Origin of the sequence: Sporolactobacillus nakayamae, assembly GCF_900113325.1 — a bacterium.
Classification (GTDB): Bacteria; Bacillota; Bacilli; order Bacillales; family Sporolactobacillaceae; genus Sporolactobacillus; species Sporolactobacillus nakayamae.
Genome location: NZ_FOOY01000004.1, coordinates 198,461 through 218,321, shown reverse-complemented (window position 1 = coordinate 218,321; position 19,861 = coordinate 198,461). Strand labels below are relative to the sequence as shown.

Below are 19,861 nucleotides of genomic sequence, written 5' to 3'. Positions count from 1 at the left end.
CTACCTATAAGCATATCCTCATTTTAAAGTTGCATTGATCTTCTGTCAAAAATCATTTGCAGTGCAAAATTAATGCAAAATGTTTTGATATTCTTTGCTTTTCGTTGACGATCAAAAAATAATAAAACACCCGGAAGTGCCTTTAAACGGCTACTTCCGGGTGTTTGCGTATGGGTATTAAATATGTATCAACGGAGGAAGAGGGATTCATACTCCATTGGAAAAAGGTGATAAGGTCAAGGATATTCGACTGTAGCGAAAATCTCGCGCAAAATATGCGCAAAACAAGATGGATTTAGTTCTTGTCAGATCATACATAACGTCTTAATTTACTATTGAGTTTTAAGATTTAAAACTCACAAAAAATATTTTTAATTTGCCTCACCATTTTTATACATACCCTCCTATCTATTAAATATACGAGGAGGCGATTCGAATGAAAATTTATAACATCGAACAAGTGCTTGATGAAGGTCTAGTGACAGAATGGGAAATCCAACATTTATCGGACGGTCTAAAATCAAAGGTTTATGAATCCAGAAATAAAGTTGGCATGACATGGATCTCCGGGCAATGGTGGGATGTCTTTAAAATTACCGATCCTGTTTTAGATTTTATCTGTGTTTGCATGGAAACTCGGCTTCAACTTATTGAATCAGCTTCAAACAATTAAACAATGACTATTATCCTTACTATGTATACCCGGCCTTTGCCGGGTTTTTTATTATATCAAAACTTGATCTTCTGACCTGGATAAATTTTATTCGGATCCTTGATTCCGTTTTTCTTTGCGAGTGCAGCCGTTGTTGTATCATGTTTTGCTGCGATCTCACTTAGTATGTCGCCAGGCTTAACTGTATACGGATCTTTCTTAGCTATTTTCTTGCTCAACGCTTTTTTCAATACCGCACGAGTTTGATCCCCCACAATACCGTCGATAGCGACTTTGTAGACACGCTGCAGGTCCTCGACCGCTTTCTCCGTATCCTCGCCAAAGATTCCATCGGCACCAGCCTTTCCGCATGAATAACCGGCTTTGATCAGATCGTGTTGCAGCTCCTTAACTGATTCTCCTTTGTCTCCATGACGAAGTAGTTTGCTCACCTTGGCTGTCTTCTGGGCTTTGGGCTTGTCCACCTTTGCCGCGGATCCGCCCCACTCACCAATCGCTTTCTTCACTTCATCGAAGTCAGCGGTCACCCCAGCAAGACTTTGTCCGTTTTTATACTGATAGAGGTTAGCGTAGATAGATTGACGACCACCAGACCAGGCATAGGTCTGAAAAAAGTAATCGACATAGCTGGTTGCACTCAGCGTTTCGATCACATCATAGCTGCCATATGCACCAATCTTATATTCGGAACGTGTTTCAGCAACGGCTTTGAAGTATGCCTTGATCTCATCAAAATTGGCTTTTTGAGCATCATAATCGACCGTGAAATAAATGGCTGTTCCCTCAGGTTGTCCAACGGCACGTGCCCATTTAAAGGCTTCACGAGCATCTTCTTTCCCCTGCTCTACTGAAAAATAGGAACGCTTAGTAGGCGCCGTTTCCCAAATACTGATGATCTTCAGTCCTGCAGATTTTAGTGTGCTGACTTCTGCAGGTTCGAGTGTTTTCCACCGAGATGGGTCACCGAGATACCGCCCGACATAAAGAACGCCTGCCTGTTTCAGACCGGTCGCCATCGTACTGTTTAATTTTGTTGCGCAATCAATCGCTTTTACACTCATTGCTTTTTACCCCCTTTTAAAATGTCCACCATTTTCGTAACCTGTTCCGGAACTGGCAACCCAGTTTTCCCGGCATTCTCAAGAATGCTTAGCAACTCATTGGCCAGATAAAAAAAGATCACTGCATCCCGCGCAATATGTTCAGTTCCCATAGCAGTGTCCGCGAGGTGTGCAGCGGCAACCACAACAATGATCATCGCTTTTTTCGCAATTCCGTGAAAACCAATGCTTGATGATAGCTTTCCGAGATAAGCTGCAGCCAGAACACCAGATACGTAATCGATAACGATAAATGCGAGCAAGATACTGACCAGCATGGACCAACCTCCAAACAGATACCCAACAGCTGCACCAAGCAGGATAGCAGCGGAACGATAAAGAAATTCAAACGAATTCATTTTGACGCCTCCTTCAAAATTTGAGCATAAAAAATAGACCCGAAATGGGTCTGAAATAAAAGGATCAACTCCCTTATTGAGGTATGAAAAAAGAGCCCCAAGGGAACTCCTTCTTCCAATTTAAAGAATAAATTTAAACGGAAATCGTTTTCAGTGTTTAACCCAAAAATTCATTCCTTGATCTTTTTAATTTTTTCAATGTATGAATAGGTGTTTTTAAATAATAATGAAAATAACTCTTCATTACTCATATTCCTATCCAAATCAAATTTCTCTGCATTTTTTTTAGCTAGTTCTAACGAATATTTTTGATGAACAATATAATTTCTCAAGGCAACCAAGTTTTTATTATTAACAGACTTTCCGAATTCAATAAAGTTTCCTAACTTTTTCTCAAGTGTTTCTATTACATGACCATTCCCATCGAATTCTTCTTCGTAATATTTTTGATAGATATCCTTTAACAATTGCTCGACAATAGCATTTAGTTCAATCGTAAATGATGCATACTTTCGTTCTTTTCTTTGACAATTAAAATAACGATTTTCTTCTTCAGAAAAATTGGTTATACCTATATTCAAATCATAGCTAAGTGATTTATTCAGTCGATCATAATCATTTTCTAACAGATTAACATTTTTTAATGCTGCTCTTTTTAATTTTTTCAACTTCATAAAAAATCCCCTCTCAAGAATGACTATTGCGCAGTAGCGCCCTTATCTCACATAAGTATTAATATATTTTTTCCAATGTAAGTAGCCTTTTCCATTTAAATGGACACCATCAATCGTAAAATTTTTACTCAGTTGCCCATCATCATTTTTAAATTTCGTATATAGATCAATATAATGATGTTTTTTTTCTTTTGCTAAAATACTAATTTTTTGATTAAATTGAACGATTTCCTCATTAGTCGCTTTTGTATGTTTCAAATTTGTATTTATTGGTAACACACTTTCAATAAAAATAGCTGTATCTGGCGATCTATTTTCAATCTCATTAATAATTTTTTTATAATTAGTAAACGTATCGGATACTGATCTTCCACTAGCTAGATCATTAATCCCAATCATCAAAAATATTTTGTCAGGTTTTCCTCTCGTGATATTGTCCATATCGTCTAGCATAAATTTCGTTGTTTCCCCTTGAATGCCTCTATTAATAATTGTGTTGTCTTTAAATAACTCATTCCAGTTACAAAAATTTGTTATGCTATCTCCTGCAAAAACTATTGATGATGAAGATACTGGAAGAATAGAGAAAGCACTTTTGCTTATTTCGTGAAAAGGTGTTCCATTATATATGTTTGGTTTAATTTTTTGTTCTATATAAGAAATCCCACCTTTCTTAATGATAATTACTGATCCCAACGAAAGGCATAACAAATTTATTAAAATGGACAGAACAAGCAATATTTTAAATTTTTTCTTCATAACAAAATTCCTACGTTTCAATTATTTTTAAATATTATAACATTAAATTATGGGTTGAATAACTTTAATTCCGCTTATTAATGCTCGCGCCAACATTTTTTTTCCATTTTCCTTGTATGGGTGAAAACCATCAGAAATATATAAGTTCCTGTTAAACGGATTAATTCCAACCGTTCCATAAATATCTATAATTGGGATCGAAAACATGTGAGCAATTTCTTTAGATGCATTTGCATAATCTTCCATGCTTAGACCAAGACTATTAACATCAAAATCTGTAGCATTCGATCCATCAGAATGACTATTCTGACTGTTTCCGCTTAGTGGTGTGGTTAAAACAATTATTGTATTTGGACACCAACGCTGTAGCTTCATAATCATGCTAGCGATAGCACCTTTGTATGTGGAAATATCAAAATCTCCACCATTATAATATTCTGAGTTTACCCAGTCATTGTCCGCTATATTTGATGGCGACCACTGTGGTTTATCCCCGATGGGAACATTTTCGGCCATATCGTTTGTGCCACCCTCTATCAAAATCAAGTTAACAGACTGTTTTATCATTGTTTTGATTCTTTCCCACGAACAAAATGCCCCCTTATGTTCTGTTGTTCCTTCAGGAGGATTTCCACCGCCATCCCTTGAATTATATGTTCCGTCTTCATTTGCGTAAAATGTATCGGTATTCCACGCAATGCTCTGACCACCAACTCCCATGCCATAGTGTTTCGCAAAGTGAAAATAAGAATTAACATAAGCTTGCCAACCAAGTGTTAAAGAGATACCGTTACCAATTGCAGTAATAGAGTCACCATAAGAACACCATTCTTTATTGTACCAATCGTTATTCAAAACCTTTGCTTTATCAAACTTATTATATAGGGGCAACATTGGTACATTTCTGTGTAGCAATTGCTTATAAGGAATAAATTCATTGGGGTTTGTACCGTCAAAATTTTCTATAGCCATGTGCCTGTACAGTCTCTGATCTTCACTAACTCTTGTATTGTTAAATCCGTTGTAAATATTAAAGCAAATATAAACACAGTTAGCCTCAGTAGTGATGTCTAGCGTCGTTCCGTTCTGATAAAATGCTAACACATTGCCGTCTTTATCGAGCGTTATTAATCTTCTGTCATTCAATAGTGTTACGATGTCATTTTTAACGTCATATTTAAATAGCCCATATCGAGTATTAGGTTTTACTGGTATATATTCAGATACTTCAACATATTCTTGATTTACAGATGAAACAGGGATTCCAGAACTGATAACCATTCCTGAGACAGTATTATTATCGTCAAAAATATTTTTGGTTAATTCTTCTGCAATATGAACACTAGATAGATCTAGTGTTTTCGTACCTTCATACAGTCTCCTTGAATTGTTTAAAAATGGATTAAGACCTTCAATAATAACATACTCATCTAATTCCGAATTACCGACATTTACTCTTACAAAATGAGCATTTGCAACTGCTTGAAAATATGCTGATGGAGACGCTATAGAAAGAAATGTTCTATTTATATCATAAAAGGCAATTCTGGTAACTGAAAATTTATTTCTTGAATACCAGTTTCCTTCAGTTACTGGAATAAAATCTGATGCATAACAGCCTACTAACGGAACCTCATCGCCATAAGAATTTATTGACATTCCTGATTTTGCTTTGTTTTTGCTGAATAAATTTTGACTTGGGATTGAAAATGTTACATGTTCCAGATTAATACTACCGTCAGCAATTTTTGACGACTGGTAAACACCGCCAGGCAGCCAATCATTAACCATACTATTCCAGTAATACCATTTGCCATCTTCAAGTACAAGCATGACCCCGTCAGTCCCATTCGGATAAGCAGCTTTTAAAGAAGATAGTGTTGCATAAGTACCTTTGGGAGCACCGCTAATAATGGCAGCGAATTGACTATCCACAAAAGATTGATCAGCTTTTCTTATATTCAAATCAATATCAGCATTTGTTCTTTGTGTCGACTCTTCCGCCAACTGCGAAGCAGTGTCCTGGTTAATTTCCGCCTGCGCTGCCTCTGTTTTAGCAAGCTCTCCTAGCACCATATCCCTTGCAACCGGATAGGTTTGGCTGTCTCTGCCCAGGTGCATGTCAACAACCTCAGATGGCTGCTCAGCCCCATTGATGAGGTTATCAACTCGTGTCTTCTGCTCCTGCATGTCTGCGCCGATGTCTCCAAAGATCTTGTTTAATAGATTGCGAAATGCGCGTGTCGTCAAAACGCCAATGTTTTCGTATGGCCATTTCATCATTCGCCAGCTCCTTCCTCATATGGTTCTGTGCTCAAGTTTCCATCATCATCCACGACCAAAGTAAATTTACTGCCGCCAGGTGAAACCAGAATCGCGTCTTGTTTGTCCGTAATCTTCCCAACTTCCGCTTTGTCATCGTCCGTGTAGTCGTTTTTTGATAATCCCTTGCCATCGACTTTGCTGACTTTGCCGGTCAGTTTGTCGTCAATTTCATCATCTGTGTATGTCCCAACGTCTGCAGCGTTCAGCTCCACATTACCGGTTTTCCCGTTAACTTTTGTAACTGGATAATTGAGATCACCTACAGCTTCGCCAATCTCTTCAGCCAGTCCATCAACCGCCTGAGCATGCGTTTTCGGATAAAATGGTGCGCCGTTTGGATAATTCAATTGGACAATGTCAGTCATTGACTTCACCTACTTTGCTGCTGATGATTCGGTCATTGTACGCGGTGTTCGCAACGGTTACAGCATCATCAAGCCGGATGGTCAGCGTTGAGATCGTGCGAGAAGCTCGCGTTATTCCGCTGATTACCTGCGTGGCCGTGCGCCGCAGCTCCCCAAGTGTGAACTTAGGAGATTCTTTTTCGTTTGAGTAATCCTCAATGGCCATTACGCGAATCCTCGTTTTAATGCCGAATGGTTCGATGATGCACCAAACGTAGTCGCCAAAATCAATGTCCTGAATGCCGAGCTCCTGCAACTCGATATACGTCAGTGTTATTGAGACACTGATTGTATCCGTCAGCTGCGCTTTACAGTACGCTAACAGAGTTTCATTGTTTGTAAAGCGATCATCGCGCACCGGCTTGGCATGCCGGATGCCGATGCCAGGAACGCTCGCCAAAGGGCTTGTATACTCGACTTGCGCCACGTAGGAACCGTCCTCATTTTGTTTGCCATAGCCCCGGATGTAGGTCTTGAGCGATGAGGTGTCGATTGATTTTTCCGGGTCGCTGATGTTGAATCGGTAGCGCAGCTGTTCATCGGTTGTTCTGCCGATCTCTTTGGCCACAAACAGATCCTTACCGACCGGCATGTATTCCGAGCCGAATTTGTCCATCGCGCTTTTTAACAATGAAAATGAATCATCATCGCCAAAATTTTCAACAAGGACAGAATGTGGCAAACCATCGGAAACTAACTCGAAAGAGATCCCACTTCCCGCAAGCAAAAAAGTAATCAGTGCTTGCAACGTAAATGTCCCGCTGATCGTGTCGTAAATATAGTTGTCTGAGAGCTGATCATAGATTTTGTGCGTCGCAGTCAATGCAATAGCAACCGTTTTTCCAATGGTTCTCTCTTTCAGCAGCTTGATGATGTACGGCTCGTGCTCATAGTCCAGCTCGCACTCGTTGGCAATCATTGGGTAGGAATGCGCGTTTCGCTCGGTTTTAGAAACGATCACATCAATGGACTTCTCCGCATTGACCGTGCGTTTTCGTGTCACTGAGTAATCGGCCAGCCGTTCGATTTTCCCTTCAAGATTCTTGATGAATAAATCTCTCATCCGCATTGCCACTCCTCACAAATACAGAAACCGAAAATCAAGTTGAATCGTGAACGCGCCTGATGCTCCGGAAATTTCAATATCATTCCAACCAGGCAGCAACCGAATCAGTGCAAAATTGGTTTCACTAAAAATGCTTGCACCATTTTTCAATGCTTTGACGCCATCAAGAACAATCTGGTCGCCGCTGCTGCTTGAGCCGCTATACTTCCAAATGTCGCCAGTTGTTTGATTTCGAATCGTCAGCCCATCGGATGCGCCGCTAAAGCGAATGACCAACATACTTTCCCTAGGATCTACAGTGCGGCTGCCGCCGTTCCAAATTCGAAATGAAGGGTCGTGATGCTCGTACAGCAGATCATCTTCCATCGTCAAACCCGCGCCGATTGCTTGCCAGTTTTCACTGTCCAGGTTCACTGGTTCAGCGCAGGTGCTCACAACCGATTCTGCGTAGGGATAGAAGGCAATTAAATCAATTTCAAACTGGCCGATTAGATGTGATTGATCAATGGCATAATCGCCATCCACTTTGACTTTCCACCGCTTGCCGGGCTGCCTGTTTTCGGTAATAAAAAAAGACTCTTTGCTGTCAAAGAGCTGAAAAATTTCATCGCGCAGTAAGGTGAAGTCTGCCCGATCGATTGACTTGAACGAGAAGGAACAGTGTATTTTCCGCGGACCATACGTTGTTCCAAGATCTTGCATACCATCTCTTCCGCTGACTTCAGCGGTTTGATGCTGTGGTGTCGGCGCGCTGACATTAAAATCGCGTAGCTTGATTCCTGCATCAGACAAAATAATCTGTGTTCCGTTCATCTTTGTAATCATGGCATCTAATTTAATTGTCTTGCCGTATCCAGTCTCCATTGCAAAAGGCATCACTGAACGCCCCCTGACATGATCGCATCAATCGTGATCTTATCCGCATTGGCAATATCTAGTAACGGTTGCAAGATTCGCGCCAGTTCATGACCGTCCAGGTTGACTATGTTTTCCAACTGCAGTAATTTAGGGCCGCTTGGTTCATCCGTACCGGATCCGGTATGATCGATCATCGAAGCGATCGCCTGGGCGAATGGCAGCATCTTGGACTTATTGGATAACGGAACAATCGCCTCATCTCCCGCTTCACCGGCACCAATGAGGCTTCCTCCTGGCGTACCTTTAATCACACCGCCTGTTTTGAACCATTTGATGTTCAGCTTCGGCACGCTTGGCGGCGCCAGGCTGAACTTGCCATCGATGCTGAAATGCGGCATTTTTATTTTCGGCAGGCTGAGATGCATGCCGGTGAAAAAGCCCTTGATCGCATTCACAATGCCGGCAATCTTATCCTTGGCTGCACTGATTGGGGAAACAATGGCGTTCTTAATTCCGTTCCATACGGACGATGTGACAGACTTTATTCCATTCCAAACACTTGAAACAACTGACGATACAGTATTGACAGCACTTGACACGCCGCTTTTTATTCCTGTCCATAAGTTACTTAAAAAGTTAGATATTGAACCCCAAATTTGGATTGTCCACTTTTTGACTGTATTCCAGTTTGCAATAATTAGTGCAACAAGCGCAATGACCGCTGCCGATACCCATCCGATTGGGCCAAGTGCAACAAACCAAGCAGCGGCCATAATAGCAGCTTGAGCCATAGCACCTGCTGCCATCATGATCCATCGAGCTATAAAAACAGCAGCAGTAGCTATAATAGAAGCGACTGCTTTGGCCATCGCGGCACCAGTCGATAACGCCCATGCAGCTGCAACTTTTACCGCATTGATCGTTGCTTGAATACCTATGAATGCCCATTGAGCACCGTACAATATTGCTACTCCAATAAACTTTGCGGCGCTTACCGCAGCGCTTGCAGTAATTCTTGCCATTGATGCGATGAATTGAGCGCTTGCTACTGCTGCAGATGCTATCATTTTCCCTGACCAAACAACTACAGAAACAATACTTTTTCCTAGATCAGCAATCCATTGCCATAATCCTTTCGTCATCAACCCAAATGCTCCACGCACACCCATTCCTGCCGGAAGGAACGCGCCGACCATTTTAGCGGCTGTACCCATAACACTTATACCCAAAACAGTACACGCTGCTGAAAGCTGCCCGAATACGATGACCATTGTTCCTATAACAGCAATCACTGGTCCAATCGCCGCGACAATCATACCTAGGACGACAATGAACGTCTGTGTTGACGGAGATAAAGATTGAAAAGCGCTCGATAAGGTGCTTACCGCATTCTGAATCACCGGGAACACCTGGTTGGCCATGTTCAGCAATACTTCACCAATTGGCTCAAGCGCTTCTCCAAGGCTTCTCATGGTTTGTTGAAATTTATCACCCAGACTGTTATAAGCGGACTCGCCGGCACGTTTAGCCGCACCATCTACTTCGCCCAGCTTATTAACAGCTGGATCCATGGCCTTGATCACTTTGCCACGGACATCTTCCCATTGCGTCCCAAACAGGGCAACGCCTGCCTGGTTCTGTTTCATTGGATCCTTCATCTTTGCGAGTGCGGCAACTGTGGCCATGAATGCTTTTCGCCCATCTTCACCGCCTTTAGCAATCGCGGTACCCATTTGATTTGCATTCAGTCCGATCATTTTGAATCCATCATTCGTTGTTTTCGATCCGTCTTGAGCGCGAATGTTAAATTCTTTGACGGCATCACCGACTTTATCTAGGTTAAAAGCTCCGTTTTGTGCACCTTGGATAAAGATATTGAACATGTCTTCCGCAGACATACCCATGGATGAAAACTGAACTGAGTATTCAGAGATCGTGTCCAACAGTTCTCCGGAGTAGTCGCCGCCTTTTTGCGCACCAACTGTAATGAGATCCATTGCCTTGGTACCGGACACACCAAAGTTATCCATCAGCGCTTTGCCGGCACGCGTAGATTCATTCAAATCGAATCCGAACACATCACTGAGCATAAATGCGGACTTGGTCACTCCATTGATCTCTTTGTTGCTCATGCCTTTCATGTTCTGATTGACCATGGTCACGCCATCAGCTGCTGCTTGAACATTTTCACCGAATCCGTTTTTCCAAACGTCTCGAGCGATGGATTCTAATTCTTTGGCTCGTCCTGAGGTTTCGCCCAGGCGCGCCTGCATCATACCCTGCGACTTTTGAAAGTCGTCCGCAGTCTTTATCGATGCAGCACCTACTGCAGCCAGGGGAAGGGTTAGCCCGGCTGTCAGCTTGCCGCCAATATCCTGAAGATGGCCGCCGACATTATTCACATCTTTGGTCAGCTTTCTCATTTGTTTATCAAAGTCATTTAGATTTGCGCCGATCTTGACGATAAGAGCCATGCCGTTTCCCCCTTCCCCGAAGCATAAAAAAAGAACCGTCAGGTCAGATCATGTCTGCCAAACAATTCATGTCGTTCTTGAATAATTTCTTCTGCTGTCAATTTATTTTCCTCTTCAAAAAGAGGTAAGAACCGCGCGTTTTTCTTTCGGAACGCATTAATGATTGCGTTCAGTACGACATTCCGCTGCATTTCCAGCCCATTTCGCTCTTGCAAATTATGACGCGTCATGAGCGTATTATATTCCTTGTACGTCAGCTCGCCGACTTCATCAGGCGATAATCCAAACGCCAGGACTCCTTCAGCGATGATCTCGGTGTAGTCGCTCAGCCCTTTTTTTTAAAGCCTTGGTTGCGTTTGTAATTGTCGTTGTTTTGCTTGTTGAACGATCTTTGAACCGCTTCACTGATCTTGGTTGAGAAGAATTCCATTCCTTTTTCTTCAATGATTTGTTCCATGATGTTTCCTGCCTGGTCCATCGTAACCGGACGGCCGCCATGCTTCAGTCCAACATATAAAAGCGTTCGCATTGTTGAAATGCCGGCATTGTCGCCCAACTGGGTAATCGGAATGCCTAGAATCTCCTCAGCCTCGCAGTGCGCATTGATTGTAAACCGTAAAAAATAAGTATCATTTCTTGTCTGAATGATTGTTTTTTCCATCGCTTACACCGCCGGAGTCTTAGTTAACGGACCATCGCCCGTAAATGATGAAGAATAAGTGGCCATATCGTCATATGGCATTTCAATTGGAAAATCATTTAGAACTGCCTTGCCCTTATATTTGGATCCGTTCTGCATAATAATGACCACATCTACCTTCTCTGAGTTGTTGAACTTTTCTTCAAGCGTATCGTAGGCCGCATCAGATTCGACCAGCAGTCCATCTGCATCAATTGACCATTCCTTAAACGCAGCTTCGTTCTCTTTCCAGCCGCCTTCGCTGTCCTTAGCAGTCGTTTCAATGGTGTCAGTGCTTCGGTTCAGTGTTGCGTTACGCTGGCCGGCAAGAATCGTTGGATTTTCCGGATCACTATCAACCACATAAAGCTTGCAATTCACGCCTTTTACTTTTGCCAATGCCCTCACTCCTTGTCCAAAATAAATTCATAAACCAATGTGCCGTGAAACAAATCATTGATTTCTTCCAAAACTTCGAGACTTTTAATCTCTTGGGAAAAAATATCCGCGTGTTCAAGAGATAGATCTTCCTCCAGCGCTGCACCGATCAAATTGACAAGATCAATCGTTTCTTTCTTGCCGTTATCCCCACTCCAAATGTCCAGAGTCAGTTCAATGCGCTCGCCATCCGTGCTTTTGGTTCGGTACGGCGTTCCATAACACCGGCCGAACACCACATAGGGGAATTGTTCATTCTCCGGCACTTTGTCAAAAATTCCGGTGACCGCTGACGATAAACCAGGATCGTTGGCCAACCGTTGAAAAACGGCATCCTGCACATTCAGAATTTCGGTTTCATACGGTCTCGTCACGGTCAACAACCCCTTTCACTTTCGCATTGTACGCTGCATCTTCCTCACGTTCTGCAGGTCCCATGAACGGCATTCTCGGCATAGCACCTCGATTTGCACCTTTCTTGGTGCGACGACTAACGGTACCGTATTCCACCAAGTGCCGGTGCGAGCCCTTAGGCTTTCTCGGAACGACAGTTGCTGATAAGCCGCCATCAAAGTATTTGGGACGGATGGATTTTCTTAAATCTCCACGTTTCCCTTTTCCTTTTGTTATGGTCGTTTTGGCGATCGGTGCTTTTGCCATGGCATTTTTCTGAAGATTAACAGCAGAAGCCTTCACAATATCAATTAACTTTGCTTTTGTATCCATGTCGAACAGTTTGATTGCTTTTAAAGTGACTTCTACCCCGTCAATGGATACATCAATCGATTTTGTCATGACAGCACCTCATCCAAACCGCCCAAACGCTTCTGACAGGTTAAATAAACAAAGTCACCTTTCTCATAATCGCGAATGATGGAATAGCACGCTCCCTCATTAAGAAGCGTGCGCTCATCCTGGTAATCCATGATCCGGATCTTGAAAACTTTCTCAACCTGCAGATCCGCTTGAGCAGCCATATAAAATTCTGTGCGCCCGGCGCTTTGCTTGCCTGCAAAAACATCACGCTGCGCATCAATGACCTCTTTAAAACCGCCGCCTTTGGTTCGTTCACGCCTCGTTTTGATCAGCGTTACCACATCTTTAAACATCAGCATCACCAACCGGCAAGTAATCCTGACTCAGGGACAGATCATTGCGCAGCATTGCATAGGACCGCTGATACTTATCCGAATCCTCATTATCAAGGCCAAAATTCGCTTTCACATACGTGGTGATCGCTTGTTTGATCAAGGGATCAACCGTCTCAGCATTCACCATGTCTGCCAAAAGACCGGTACGGATTAAGTCCCCACGCGCCGCGGCAATCAGACCTTCAATTTCCGAATCCATAGCAGTATGCGAGATACGCAAGGCCATTTTTACATCCGGCAGTAAAACATCAGGCATCGCTAATCACCCCTTTGGTGATGGATTACTTTCACCTGCAGGTGATTTTTCTTTTTCAGTGATCGGCTCAACAAACTCAAGCTCAATCAATTCATCAAGTCTTTTCTTGGAGCCGGCTTTGTATTCATCACCGACGGCATAAATATTTCTGGTGTTCTTATCCATAAAACGCTGAATGACTTTACCTTTTACCATGAATTTCACCTCAAATTATAAAAAATAAGCCCGCCGAAGCGGACTAAATCAACCAGCAAGTACCTTTTTCACGCGCAGGAAACCATTTTTGGACGTAACGTTACCACCGGAGAAAATATCGCCGCGATGCGCGCAAATACCTTGCTTGAACTTATAATCAGTCGAACGCTGAACATCAAGATTACTGAAGATCGCCAATGAATAGTTAGATAGCGGACCATAAGCCATCAAATATTGACCTGCAGTTGTTGCCGGATCACTGACTGCTTTGCATGCACTGTTGATGATGAATGGAACACCATCAATCGTTCCCGTATTGCCATGGTTAACAATGGTATAAAATTTATTGCCGTTGTTGTCACGTACTTTGGAGAAAGCCTTCAGATCCTGCTTGTTAAGGATTAGAACTGAAGCATCTTCAACGTCTTCATCGCCACCAAAGCTGTAGATGATTTCATCCAGTGTTGTATTATCGATCGCCGAGATCTCTTTGTCTTTCGCTGCGTCGATCGCCGCTGCCGCCGCAGAAAAGATACCGACAAGATGACCTGTTGAGCCATCGCCAACGAGAATTTCACGGGTAATCTTCTTACGAATAGCCGTGTTGACGCCACCAATGATCTGTCCTTCATAATCAGCGTTCGGCAGCTTAATCAGTTCTTCAGAGCATTCCGTATAGGCCGTCACTTTTGTCTTGGCAATCTCTGCGTAGCCGAATGACGGATCCGTTTCATTGTAGTCCGCACCCTCTGCCGTATAGTCACCTGTACCGTAATCTTTCACATAAGGCTGCCGAAATGATTCGCCGCCTACAAGTGGAACTTGTTTCACACGATCGATCAGACTTGAAACCTGATTAAAAGTCGGGTTGATCGTATTTGAGTCTGTTCTCGGCAAAATGATATTGGATGAAGAAACGGTGACGGAACGGTTTTCTTTTAGCAGCTTGCCGCGTTCCTCGCGCTGTTCCAGTGTCTCCGTTTGAGGCGTTTCCACGGTTTCTGTTTCACGTTGTTCCGGTGGTTTGTTATTGAACGTTTCGATCGTTCGCGTTTCACCTGCAGGCGGTGTTCCGTTATTAATTGCCTCTGCTTCTTTGAGCAAGCGTTGGCGCTTTTCAATGGCCAATTGCTGATCATTCAGATCCCGAAGTTCCTTTTCAAGAGCTTCGAGATCAACTGTATCCTCGCCCTCAAGCAGGCTGCGGATTTCGGTCTTTCGTTTATTGATTTCTTCTAGTGTCTTCGCACCAAAATACTGCAGGTTCAAATTAAGTCTGTAATCAGTGTTTTTCTTTGCCATGCGTCAAACATCTCCTTTTTTGTCATAAATAAGTTTCAAGTATGAGCCGCTTTCGAAGCTCACCTTTCTTGCGCTGATTCACATAATCCTTGTATGGATCCTTGCTTCTCGCTGCGACCTGGCTGTCCGGGTAAGCAGGAAAAGCAACCGGGCTGATTTCAATCAGCTTCGCCTGGGAAACGGTGCGGACGATATTATCCGGATCCGATTCATCCCATTCCTCGACCTGCATCATGAATCCGAAGCTGACGCCGTCCACGTCACCGCGCTTGATCGTTTCATAGGCATCGCTGCCCAACTGCGTTGCCGGCAAGTCCAGTTCAAAACGTAAACCAACATCATCCTCATACAGCCGAAGCGTATCGTTCTTGGTTCGCCCCAGAACCTTTGAAGTATCGTGACTCCATAACGCGCGCTGATCCTCTTCAACCAACGAGCTGGCAAACGCGCCTTTCTTGAATTGCTCTCTGAACCGGTTCCAGTACCCCATCCGCTCAGACTTCATGCTCCATTTGACCGCATAGCCGGTAATCTGTTTGACACCATTCTCAGCTTCCCGAATCTCCATTTTCTCCGTCGTTATTGATCGGGTCTCCGCCTTCTCCGTCATCATCATCACCCCCTTTAGTGACCGGCGCTGTATCAAGCCGGCGAATCGGTTTGTCCCCGCCATCAATCGGCGTCAAGTTAAAGACAGCGCGCCATTCATTCGGCGTCAATGCACCGCGATCCACCATCTGCAGCAGGTTCAGCTTGGTTTTCATGGATGCATGCTGCAGGTTTGACGCTTCAAAAATAATCTGATTGCCGAATCCGCGCTCACGCCTGGTAAATAACCTGCGCGTATATTCCCCGGACAGCTGCATCGCCACCGGCTCAATCTCGCTCTCAAAATAAGCGTTCCATTCATCTTCGTTGTAGTCGCTTTGAATGATCTTCTGATTGGTATTAAAAAAGCTATGGATCCGCAACGTGGTTTCTTTCATCTGTTCCGCGTTGGGGACATAGCTTTCGGGCTTCACTTGTTCGAGTGTATAGCGTGGATCAGCCGGAGCGGCCACGCGATTTTTTTCGATGTTCAAATAGTTATTTGTAAAATCATCAACCTGCTTCTTAATATCATCCGGTTTCAAAACACTGCTGAAGTGCATAATCCAGCGAATCATCGCACTATTCCTGATCGCCTGAACGATTCCCTGATCCGTAGTCGTGACCACTTTCATCAATGGCGCGAGCGCTTCACCAGGACTGTCCCCGAAAAAATCATCCTGATTGAAATCCTTCCGGAGATGAATGACATCTGTATAAGGAACCGTCATTTGCTTGCCATTACCAAAATAGAACTTCAAGAAGATATCGCCCAAAGCCCCTTCAACAACATCAACAGTCGTGCAAGGAATCGGGTAAATATCCGTGGCAATGCCCAGGTCATTCCGCTTGATATAAGCAAACGCATTATTGTTCAGCTCCAGCTGTGTAGTCAGCTTCTCCTGCATGATCTGACCGGTCATCAAGGGGTTGGGTTCCTCGAGTAAAAATCGGATGTTTGTATCCGGATTGACTTTGAAATCTGCAGCATTATTCCGAATGTGTTTGGCCACCAACTTACCAACCGCTTTTGCCTTTGGTCGAATGCAAGATCGGACAATGTCGCTTTGATAAAGATTGCCATTCCACTGATAAAAGCCCTTGCCAACATCATTAATCATTTCAAAACGCCGAGTCGTTCCGCTGCCTTGCGGCGTTCGCTTACCAAATATTTTTTCAAACAGCCCCAATCAACCACCCCCTTTCCTGCTGTCAGATCATGTTCAAATAATCGTTCATCTTGTCCTGAAGAACGACATACGCATCAAGCAGCGATGCGGTACCGTCGATTCTCCGCCGCTGATTCTGCGTTTTGCACGGCTGAATGTTCAGGTTCTTATCGATCTCAATCGCAGTATTCGATAAACACCATTTGTCGATTGGGTTATTGTTGTAGACAACGATCTTTTTCTCAAGATCCGCACCGAGCAACTTCATCGGGCTAGACAACGTCTTCTTGCCCTGGATTACCGGTACCATAGCTTCCTTGCCGAAATAGCCTTGCATATCCTCAACCCAGTACTTAGCGCTCCAGGAATCATAGCCGATCCATGGGAGATAGATGCCAAAATCATCGCGCACTTCGAGAAACCATTCCGTCACATATTTTTGATGGACACTGTTTCCCGGTGTTGTCCGCAGAAAGCCTTGCTGTTCCCACAGATCATAAGGAATCTTGTCCTCTTTGGCTCTCTGTTCAAGCAGATCTTCAGGAAGCCAGTACATCTGCAATACGTAAATGTGCGGATCATTGGCAACCATGAAAATGACTTTCGCCGACGTAAGGTCGGTCGTGCTCGACAAGTCGGTACCGCCAATCCCATAGCTTGGTTTCAACAGCTTGATGTCGAACGTTTGCGGATTGTTCAGCTGCTCGAAGGTCAGCCAGGCTTCGCTCGAAGTCTCACGAATATCAAAATCCTTGCACAGAAGATTTTTGACAAGAATCGGATTCGCCTTTGCTTTATTGACTTTGCTTCGCAGCGTGTCCAATTTCTTAATCGTGCCCAGTCCAGGATTGGCTTTCTTCCAGGTCTTTGGATCCGTCCATTCCGCCCGGTTGTCGAGTTCATAGATGATTGGGAGAAATCGGTCATCCTTATAGCCATTGGGATCATCGAAACCATTGAGCACCATCTCTCCTTCATCATATTTGATGTCGTAAACCGATTCGCGAACCGTTCCTGCCGTTGAAATCATGAGAATCATCGGCTGTTCACGTGACGAAGTACCGTCAACAATGACGTCATACAGATTCTTGTCTTTCCAAGCGTGAATTTCGTCAAGCGATGCGCCGTGGACGTTCAATCCGTCCAGTTTGTCGCTGTCACTGCCCAGCGGTTCAAACGTGCTGTCATTGAAATCCGCACGCAGCTCTTTAACGAGTGGTGTGATCCGTTTACGAAGCACCGGCGACTTCTTGACCATCTTCTTGGATTCAGACCAAACGATCTTCGCTTGTTTCTCCTTTGTGGCAACCGCGTAAACTTCCGCACCGCCTTCACCATCCGCAACCTGAAGATAAAGACATATGCCAGATGATAGAGTGGACTTTCCATTCTTACGGGCAACGATCAGCAGCACTTCACGATATTTTCGCGTGCCGTCGATCTTATGAATGAATCCGAAACTCGCAGCGAGAAAAGCTTTCTGCCAAAGTTCCAAATCAATCGGCTGCCCCGCCCACTTGCCTTTCGATTGCCGGCAATAATTCTCGATGAATTCAATAATGTGATTGGCGCGTTTGGGTGAATATTCATAAACCGACTTTTGATCATAAACATCAGCAGCCAATTTTTTATAAACGCGTCGGACTTTGTTGCCGACAACTTCCTTACCACTTTCAATCTGTTCCCAGTAGTCGAGAATCGGATTATAGGCTAGCGGATATTGTTTTCTCGCACTCATCGGCTGTTCACGAATTCATCGAATCCATCATCCTCATCGCCATCATCTTTAGGCAGGAGATTGATAAGCTTGTCCATTGCCGCGGTATAACGATTGATCATTGCGTTGTACGACTTCTGCGCCGGGTTCTCAATCAGCATCCGCTGACTCCCCTGGACCAGCAAATAAGTCGGACCCTTTGTTTTGATCGTGTCCTCAAGGATTTCAAGCGTAATCGTCATAAAAGCGACCCGCTCAATTAAGCGCTGGGCCGCTTTCTTTTTATCCTCTGCGATATCCTTGTAAATCTCGGTAAGTCGCTCAATCTCGGAACTGATCAATTCATCTTGTTTTTTCTTGCTCAATTTCGCCATAAAATGTGACCCCCCCTCATGTGGGACGACCCGTGTATCATTCTAATCTGGGGCTAACGGTTACGGTGACATAGGAAGAAAATAGAAAATGGGGGGGCTATAGCATCGGCATAGATACATTACAGCGAAATTCTTTATGGTATTTTTCCTCTGCTTTTGCTCTTGCTACTGTTGCTTCATGTAATGTTGCATAATAGCCCAGCCAAATGGATTTCCCTCTGACAGTTATCGTTGCTATAAATGGTTTTCTCAAATTTCTTTTTAACTTTGATACTCCATGATTTACACTGAATCTATTCCAACAGTTCTGCTCGTGTGTACAGAATCTTAAATTCTTTTTTCTATTGTCAAGCTTATTTAAATTGATATGATCTATCTCATCGCCACTTTTTGCAGCAGTTAATAACCTATGCAGGTAGACCGTTTTACCCTTGATTACAGTTCTTACATAGCCGTTGTCTTTTAATGACCACTTGTATTTAGACACAAGACGAATGTCCTCAATATCAATCAATGCTTTGGCAACCACATTGCCATCATTATTTCTTAGTATGAGATCTGCAACATCATCGTGAAATTCTATTTGATTCTTGTTATGAGCATTGCGTTCATTAAGAACCTTTCCATATTTCCTGATCTGATCATAATGACGGCGACAATATCCACTGCCGCTTGGATGCGACTTGTTATCGCACCATGTAACAATGCACATGATTCCTCACCTCTTCGATTAAGAAGTACTATGACTGCACCAATTCACCATATTCATTGAAGTGAACACCGTTCATGGTCACCCCGTACTTAGCATTATGAAAAATGTTATGGCACTCCTGGCAAAGCAATTCAAAATGAATGTCATTCAATGTGATCATTGGATCATTGATGTTCACTGGATCAAGAACGATCTTATGATGAACAATCTTGCCAGGCTTGCCACATCGTTCACAGATGCCATGCCTCTTCTTGAAGTATGCATTCCTGCACCTTCTCCATTGCGTCGATGCATAGAACTTCTCTGCCCATGGTTGCATTAGCTCTCACTACTATCGTGATTAATTACTTCCTCAATCGCATTACACATAACCTTGATCCGTTCTAACACGCTGTTATTAGTACTCGCTAAAGTAATGCCTTGTTCATGCATACGGATCAATCGATCTAGGTAAGCTAACAATTCAGCTAATTCGCTCTGACTGGATCTCTGCATTGCGCCAAGATACATATTGAGTGCTTCATCAGGAAGCTCACTTTTGGCGATGTACCCACGTTTGTAAAATCCCATCTCTAACTGGCCTCCTAA

The 19,861-nt window shown here is 43.5% G+C and carries 26 protein-coding genes; 1 reads left to right on the top strand and 25 read right to left on the bottom strand.

The genetic code is table 11. The features are described 5' to 3' along the window. Nucleotides 1–436 precede the first annotated feature (436 nt). A complete protein-coding gene (locus BM003_RS03440) occupies nt 437–673 on the top strand; it encodes a hypothetical protein (RefSeq protein ID WP_093670121.1) in 237 nt (78 codons plus the stop codon). A gap of 56 nt (nt 674–729) precedes the next feature. Here BM003_RS03440 and BM003_RS03435 read toward each other — a convergent pair whose 3' ends face one another. The 25 genes from BM003_RS03435 to BM003_RS03315 all read right to left on the bottom strand — a co-directional run bounded on the left by BM003_RS03435 (nt 730) and on the right by BM003_RS03315 (nt 19,843). Beyond that, nucleotides 730–1,734: a glycoside hydrolase domain-containing protein gene (locus BM003_RS03435; protein ID WP_143128424.1), complete on the bottom strand. Its 1,005-nt coding sequence runs from the start codon at nt 1,732–1,734 to the stop codon at nt 730–732. After that, on the bottom strand, nt 1,731–2,132 hold the full coding sequence (locus tag BM003_RS03430; protein ID WP_093670119.1) for a phage holin family protein: 402 nt from the start codon (nt 2,130–2,132) through the stop codon (nt 1,731–1,733). The genes BM003_RS03435 and BM003_RS03430 overlap by 4 nt, the downstream gene beginning before the upstream one ends. A gap of 170 nt (nt 2,133–2,302) precedes the next feature. Beyond that, nucleotides 2,303–2,806, bottom strand: a complete 504-nt coding sequence (locus BM003_RS03425) for a hypothetical protein (RefSeq protein WP_093670117.1) — start codon at nt 2,804–2,806, stop codon at nt 2,303–2,305. A gap of 42 nt (nt 2,807–2,848) precedes the next feature. Further along, nucleotides 2,849–3,565 (bottom strand): GDSL-type esterase/lipase family protein, encoded by a 717-nt coding sequence (locus BM003_RS03420; RefSeq protein ID WP_093670115.1) that lies wholly within the window; start codon nt 3,563–3,565, stop codon nt 2,849–2,851. Between the two features lie 42 nt (nt 3,566–3,607). Further along, nucleotides 3,608–5,848 (bottom strand): SGNH/GDSL hydrolase family protein, encoded by a 2,241-nt coding sequence (locus tag BM003_RS03415; RefSeq protein ID WP_093670113.1) that lies wholly within the window; start codon nt 5,846–5,848, stop codon nt 3,608–3,610. After that, nucleotides 5,845–6,255: a hypothetical protein gene (locus BM003_RS03410; protein ID WP_093670111.1), complete on the bottom strand. Its 411-nt coding sequence runs from the start codon at nt 6,253–6,255 to the stop codon at nt 5,845–5,847. Before BM003_RS03410 ends, BM003_RS03415 begins: the two co-directional genes overlap by 4 nt. After that, nucleotides 6,248–7,357: a phage tail protein gene (locus BM003_RS03405; RefSeq protein ID WP_177184614.1), complete on the bottom strand. Its 1,110-nt coding sequence runs from the start codon at nt 7,355–7,357 to the stop codon at nt 6,248–6,250. Before BM003_RS03405 ends, BM003_RS03410 begins: the two co-directional genes overlap by 8 nt. Nucleotides 7,358–7,372: 15 nt before the next feature. Continuing rightward, nucleotides 7,373–8,236 carry a phage tail family protein gene (locus BM003_RS03400; protein WP_093670107.1) on the bottom strand — a complete coding sequence of 288 codons (864 nt, stop codon included), beginning with the start codon at nt 8,234–8,236 and terminating at the stop codon, nt 7,373–7,375. Further along, nucleotides 8,236–10,692 (bottom strand): phage tail tape measure protein, encoded by a 2,457-nt coding sequence (locus BM003_RS03395; RefSeq protein WP_093670105.1) that lies wholly within the window; start codon nt 10,690–10,692, stop codon nt 8,236–8,238. The genes BM003_RS03400 and BM003_RS03395 overlap by 1 nt, the downstream gene beginning before the upstream one ends. 38 nt (nt 10,693–10,730) lie before the next feature. Next, nucleotides 10,731–10,922: a hypothetical protein gene (locus tag BM003_RS03390; protein ID WP_093670104.1), complete on the bottom strand. Its 192-nt coding sequence runs from the start codon at nt 10,920–10,922 to the stop codon at nt 10,731–10,733. 95 nt (nt 10,923–11,017) lie between these two features. Next, nucleotides 11,018–11,353 (bottom strand): hypothetical protein, encoded by a 336-nt coding sequence (locus BM003_RS03385; RefSeq protein WP_093670102.1) that lies wholly within the window; start codon nt 11,351–11,353, stop codon nt 11,018–11,020. Between the two features lie 3 nt (nt 11,354–11,356). Next, nucleotides 11,357–11,770, bottom strand: a complete 414-nt coding sequence (locus BM003_RS03380) for a phage major tail protein, TP901-1 family (RefSeq protein WP_177184613.1) — start codon at nt 11,768–11,770, stop codon at nt 11,357–11,359. A 5-nt stretch (nt 11,771–11,775) separates the two neighbouring features. Next, nucleotides 11,776–12,183, bottom strand: coding sequence for a DUF3168 domain-containing protein (locus tag BM003_RS03375; protein ID WP_177184612.1), 408 nt, complete (start codon nt 12,181–12,183; stop codon nt 11,776–11,778). Further along, nucleotides 12,167–12,604 carry an HK97 gp10 family phage protein gene (locus BM003_RS03370; RefSeq protein ID WP_093670096.1) on the bottom strand — a complete coding sequence of 146 codons (438 nt, stop codon included), beginning with the start codon at nt 12,602–12,604 and terminating at the stop codon, nt 12,167–12,169. Before BM003_RS03370 ends, BM003_RS03375 begins: the two co-directional genes overlap by 17 nt. Next, nucleotides 12,601–12,918, bottom strand: a complete 318-nt coding sequence (locus BM003_RS03365; protein ID WP_093670094.1) for a hypothetical protein — start codon at nt 12,916–12,918, stop codon at nt 12,601–12,603. The genes BM003_RS03370 and BM003_RS03365 overlap by 4 nt, the downstream gene beginning before the upstream one ends. Further along, nucleotides 12,911–13,216 (bottom strand): head-tail connector protein, encoded by a 306-nt coding sequence (locus BM003_RS03360; RefSeq protein ID WP_093670092.1) that lies wholly within the window; start codon nt 13,214–13,216, stop codon nt 12,911–12,913. The genes BM003_RS03365 and BM003_RS03360 overlap by 8 nt, the downstream gene beginning before the upstream one ends. A 6-nt stretch (nt 13,217–13,222) precedes the next feature. Further along, nucleotides 13,223–13,411 (bottom strand): hypothetical protein, encoded by a 189-nt coding sequence (locus BM003_RS03355; protein ID WP_093670090.1) that lies wholly within the window; start codon nt 13,409–13,411, stop codon nt 13,223–13,225. Between the two features lie 48 nt (nt 13,412–13,459). After that, entirely contained in the window at nt 13,460–14,713 is a 1,254-nt protein-coding gene (locus tag BM003_RS03350; RefSeq protein WP_093670088.1) for a phage major capsid protein, read from the bottom strand. 22 nt (nt 14,714–14,735) lie between these two features. Continuing rightward, nucleotides 14,736–15,323 (bottom strand): HK97 family phage prohead protease, encoded by a 588-nt coding sequence (locus BM003_RS03345; RefSeq protein ID WP_425441034.1) that lies wholly within the window; start codon nt 15,321–15,323, stop codon nt 14,736–14,738. Further along, nucleotides 15,262–16,491 carry a phage portal protein gene (locus tag BM003_RS03340; protein ID WP_093670084.1) on the bottom strand — a complete coding sequence of 410 codons (1,230 nt, stop codon included), beginning with the start codon at nt 16,489–16,491 and terminating at the stop codon, nt 15,262–15,264. The genes BM003_RS03345 and BM003_RS03340 overlap by 62 nt, the downstream gene beginning before the upstream one ends. Before the next feature lie 22 nt (nt 16,492–16,513). Then, complete coding sequence (locus BM003_RS03335; RefSeq protein ID WP_093670082.1) at nt 16,514–18,208, bottom strand: terminase large subunit; 1,695 nt, start codon at nt 18,206–18,208, stop codon at nt 16,514–16,516. Next, entirely contained in the window at nt 18,205–18,561 is a 357-nt protein-coding gene (locus tag BM003_RS03330; RefSeq protein WP_093670080.1) for a P-loop NTPase family protein, read from the bottom strand. The genes BM003_RS03335 and BM003_RS03330 overlap by 4 nt, the downstream gene beginning before the upstream one ends. Nucleotides 18,562–18,658: 97 nt before the next feature. After that, complete coding sequence (locus tag BM003_RS03325) at nt 18,659–19,273, bottom strand: HNH endonuclease (RefSeq protein ID WP_093670078.1); 615 nt, start codon at nt 19,271–19,273, stop codon at nt 18,659–18,661. 28 nt (nt 19,274–19,301) lie between these two features. Then, nucleotides 19,302–19,592: an HNH endonuclease gene (locus BM003_RS03320; protein WP_093670077.1), complete on the bottom strand. Its 291-nt coding sequence runs from the start codon at nt 19,590–19,592 to the stop codon at nt 19,302–19,304. Then, nucleotides 19,592–19,843, bottom strand: coding sequence for a hypothetical protein (locus BM003_RS03315; RefSeq protein ID WP_093670075.1), 252 nt, complete (start codon nt 19,841–19,843; stop codon nt 19,592–19,594). Before BM003_RS03315 ends, BM003_RS03320 begins: the two co-directional genes overlap by 1 nt. Between the last annotated feature and the right edge of the window lie 18 nt (nt 19,844–19,861).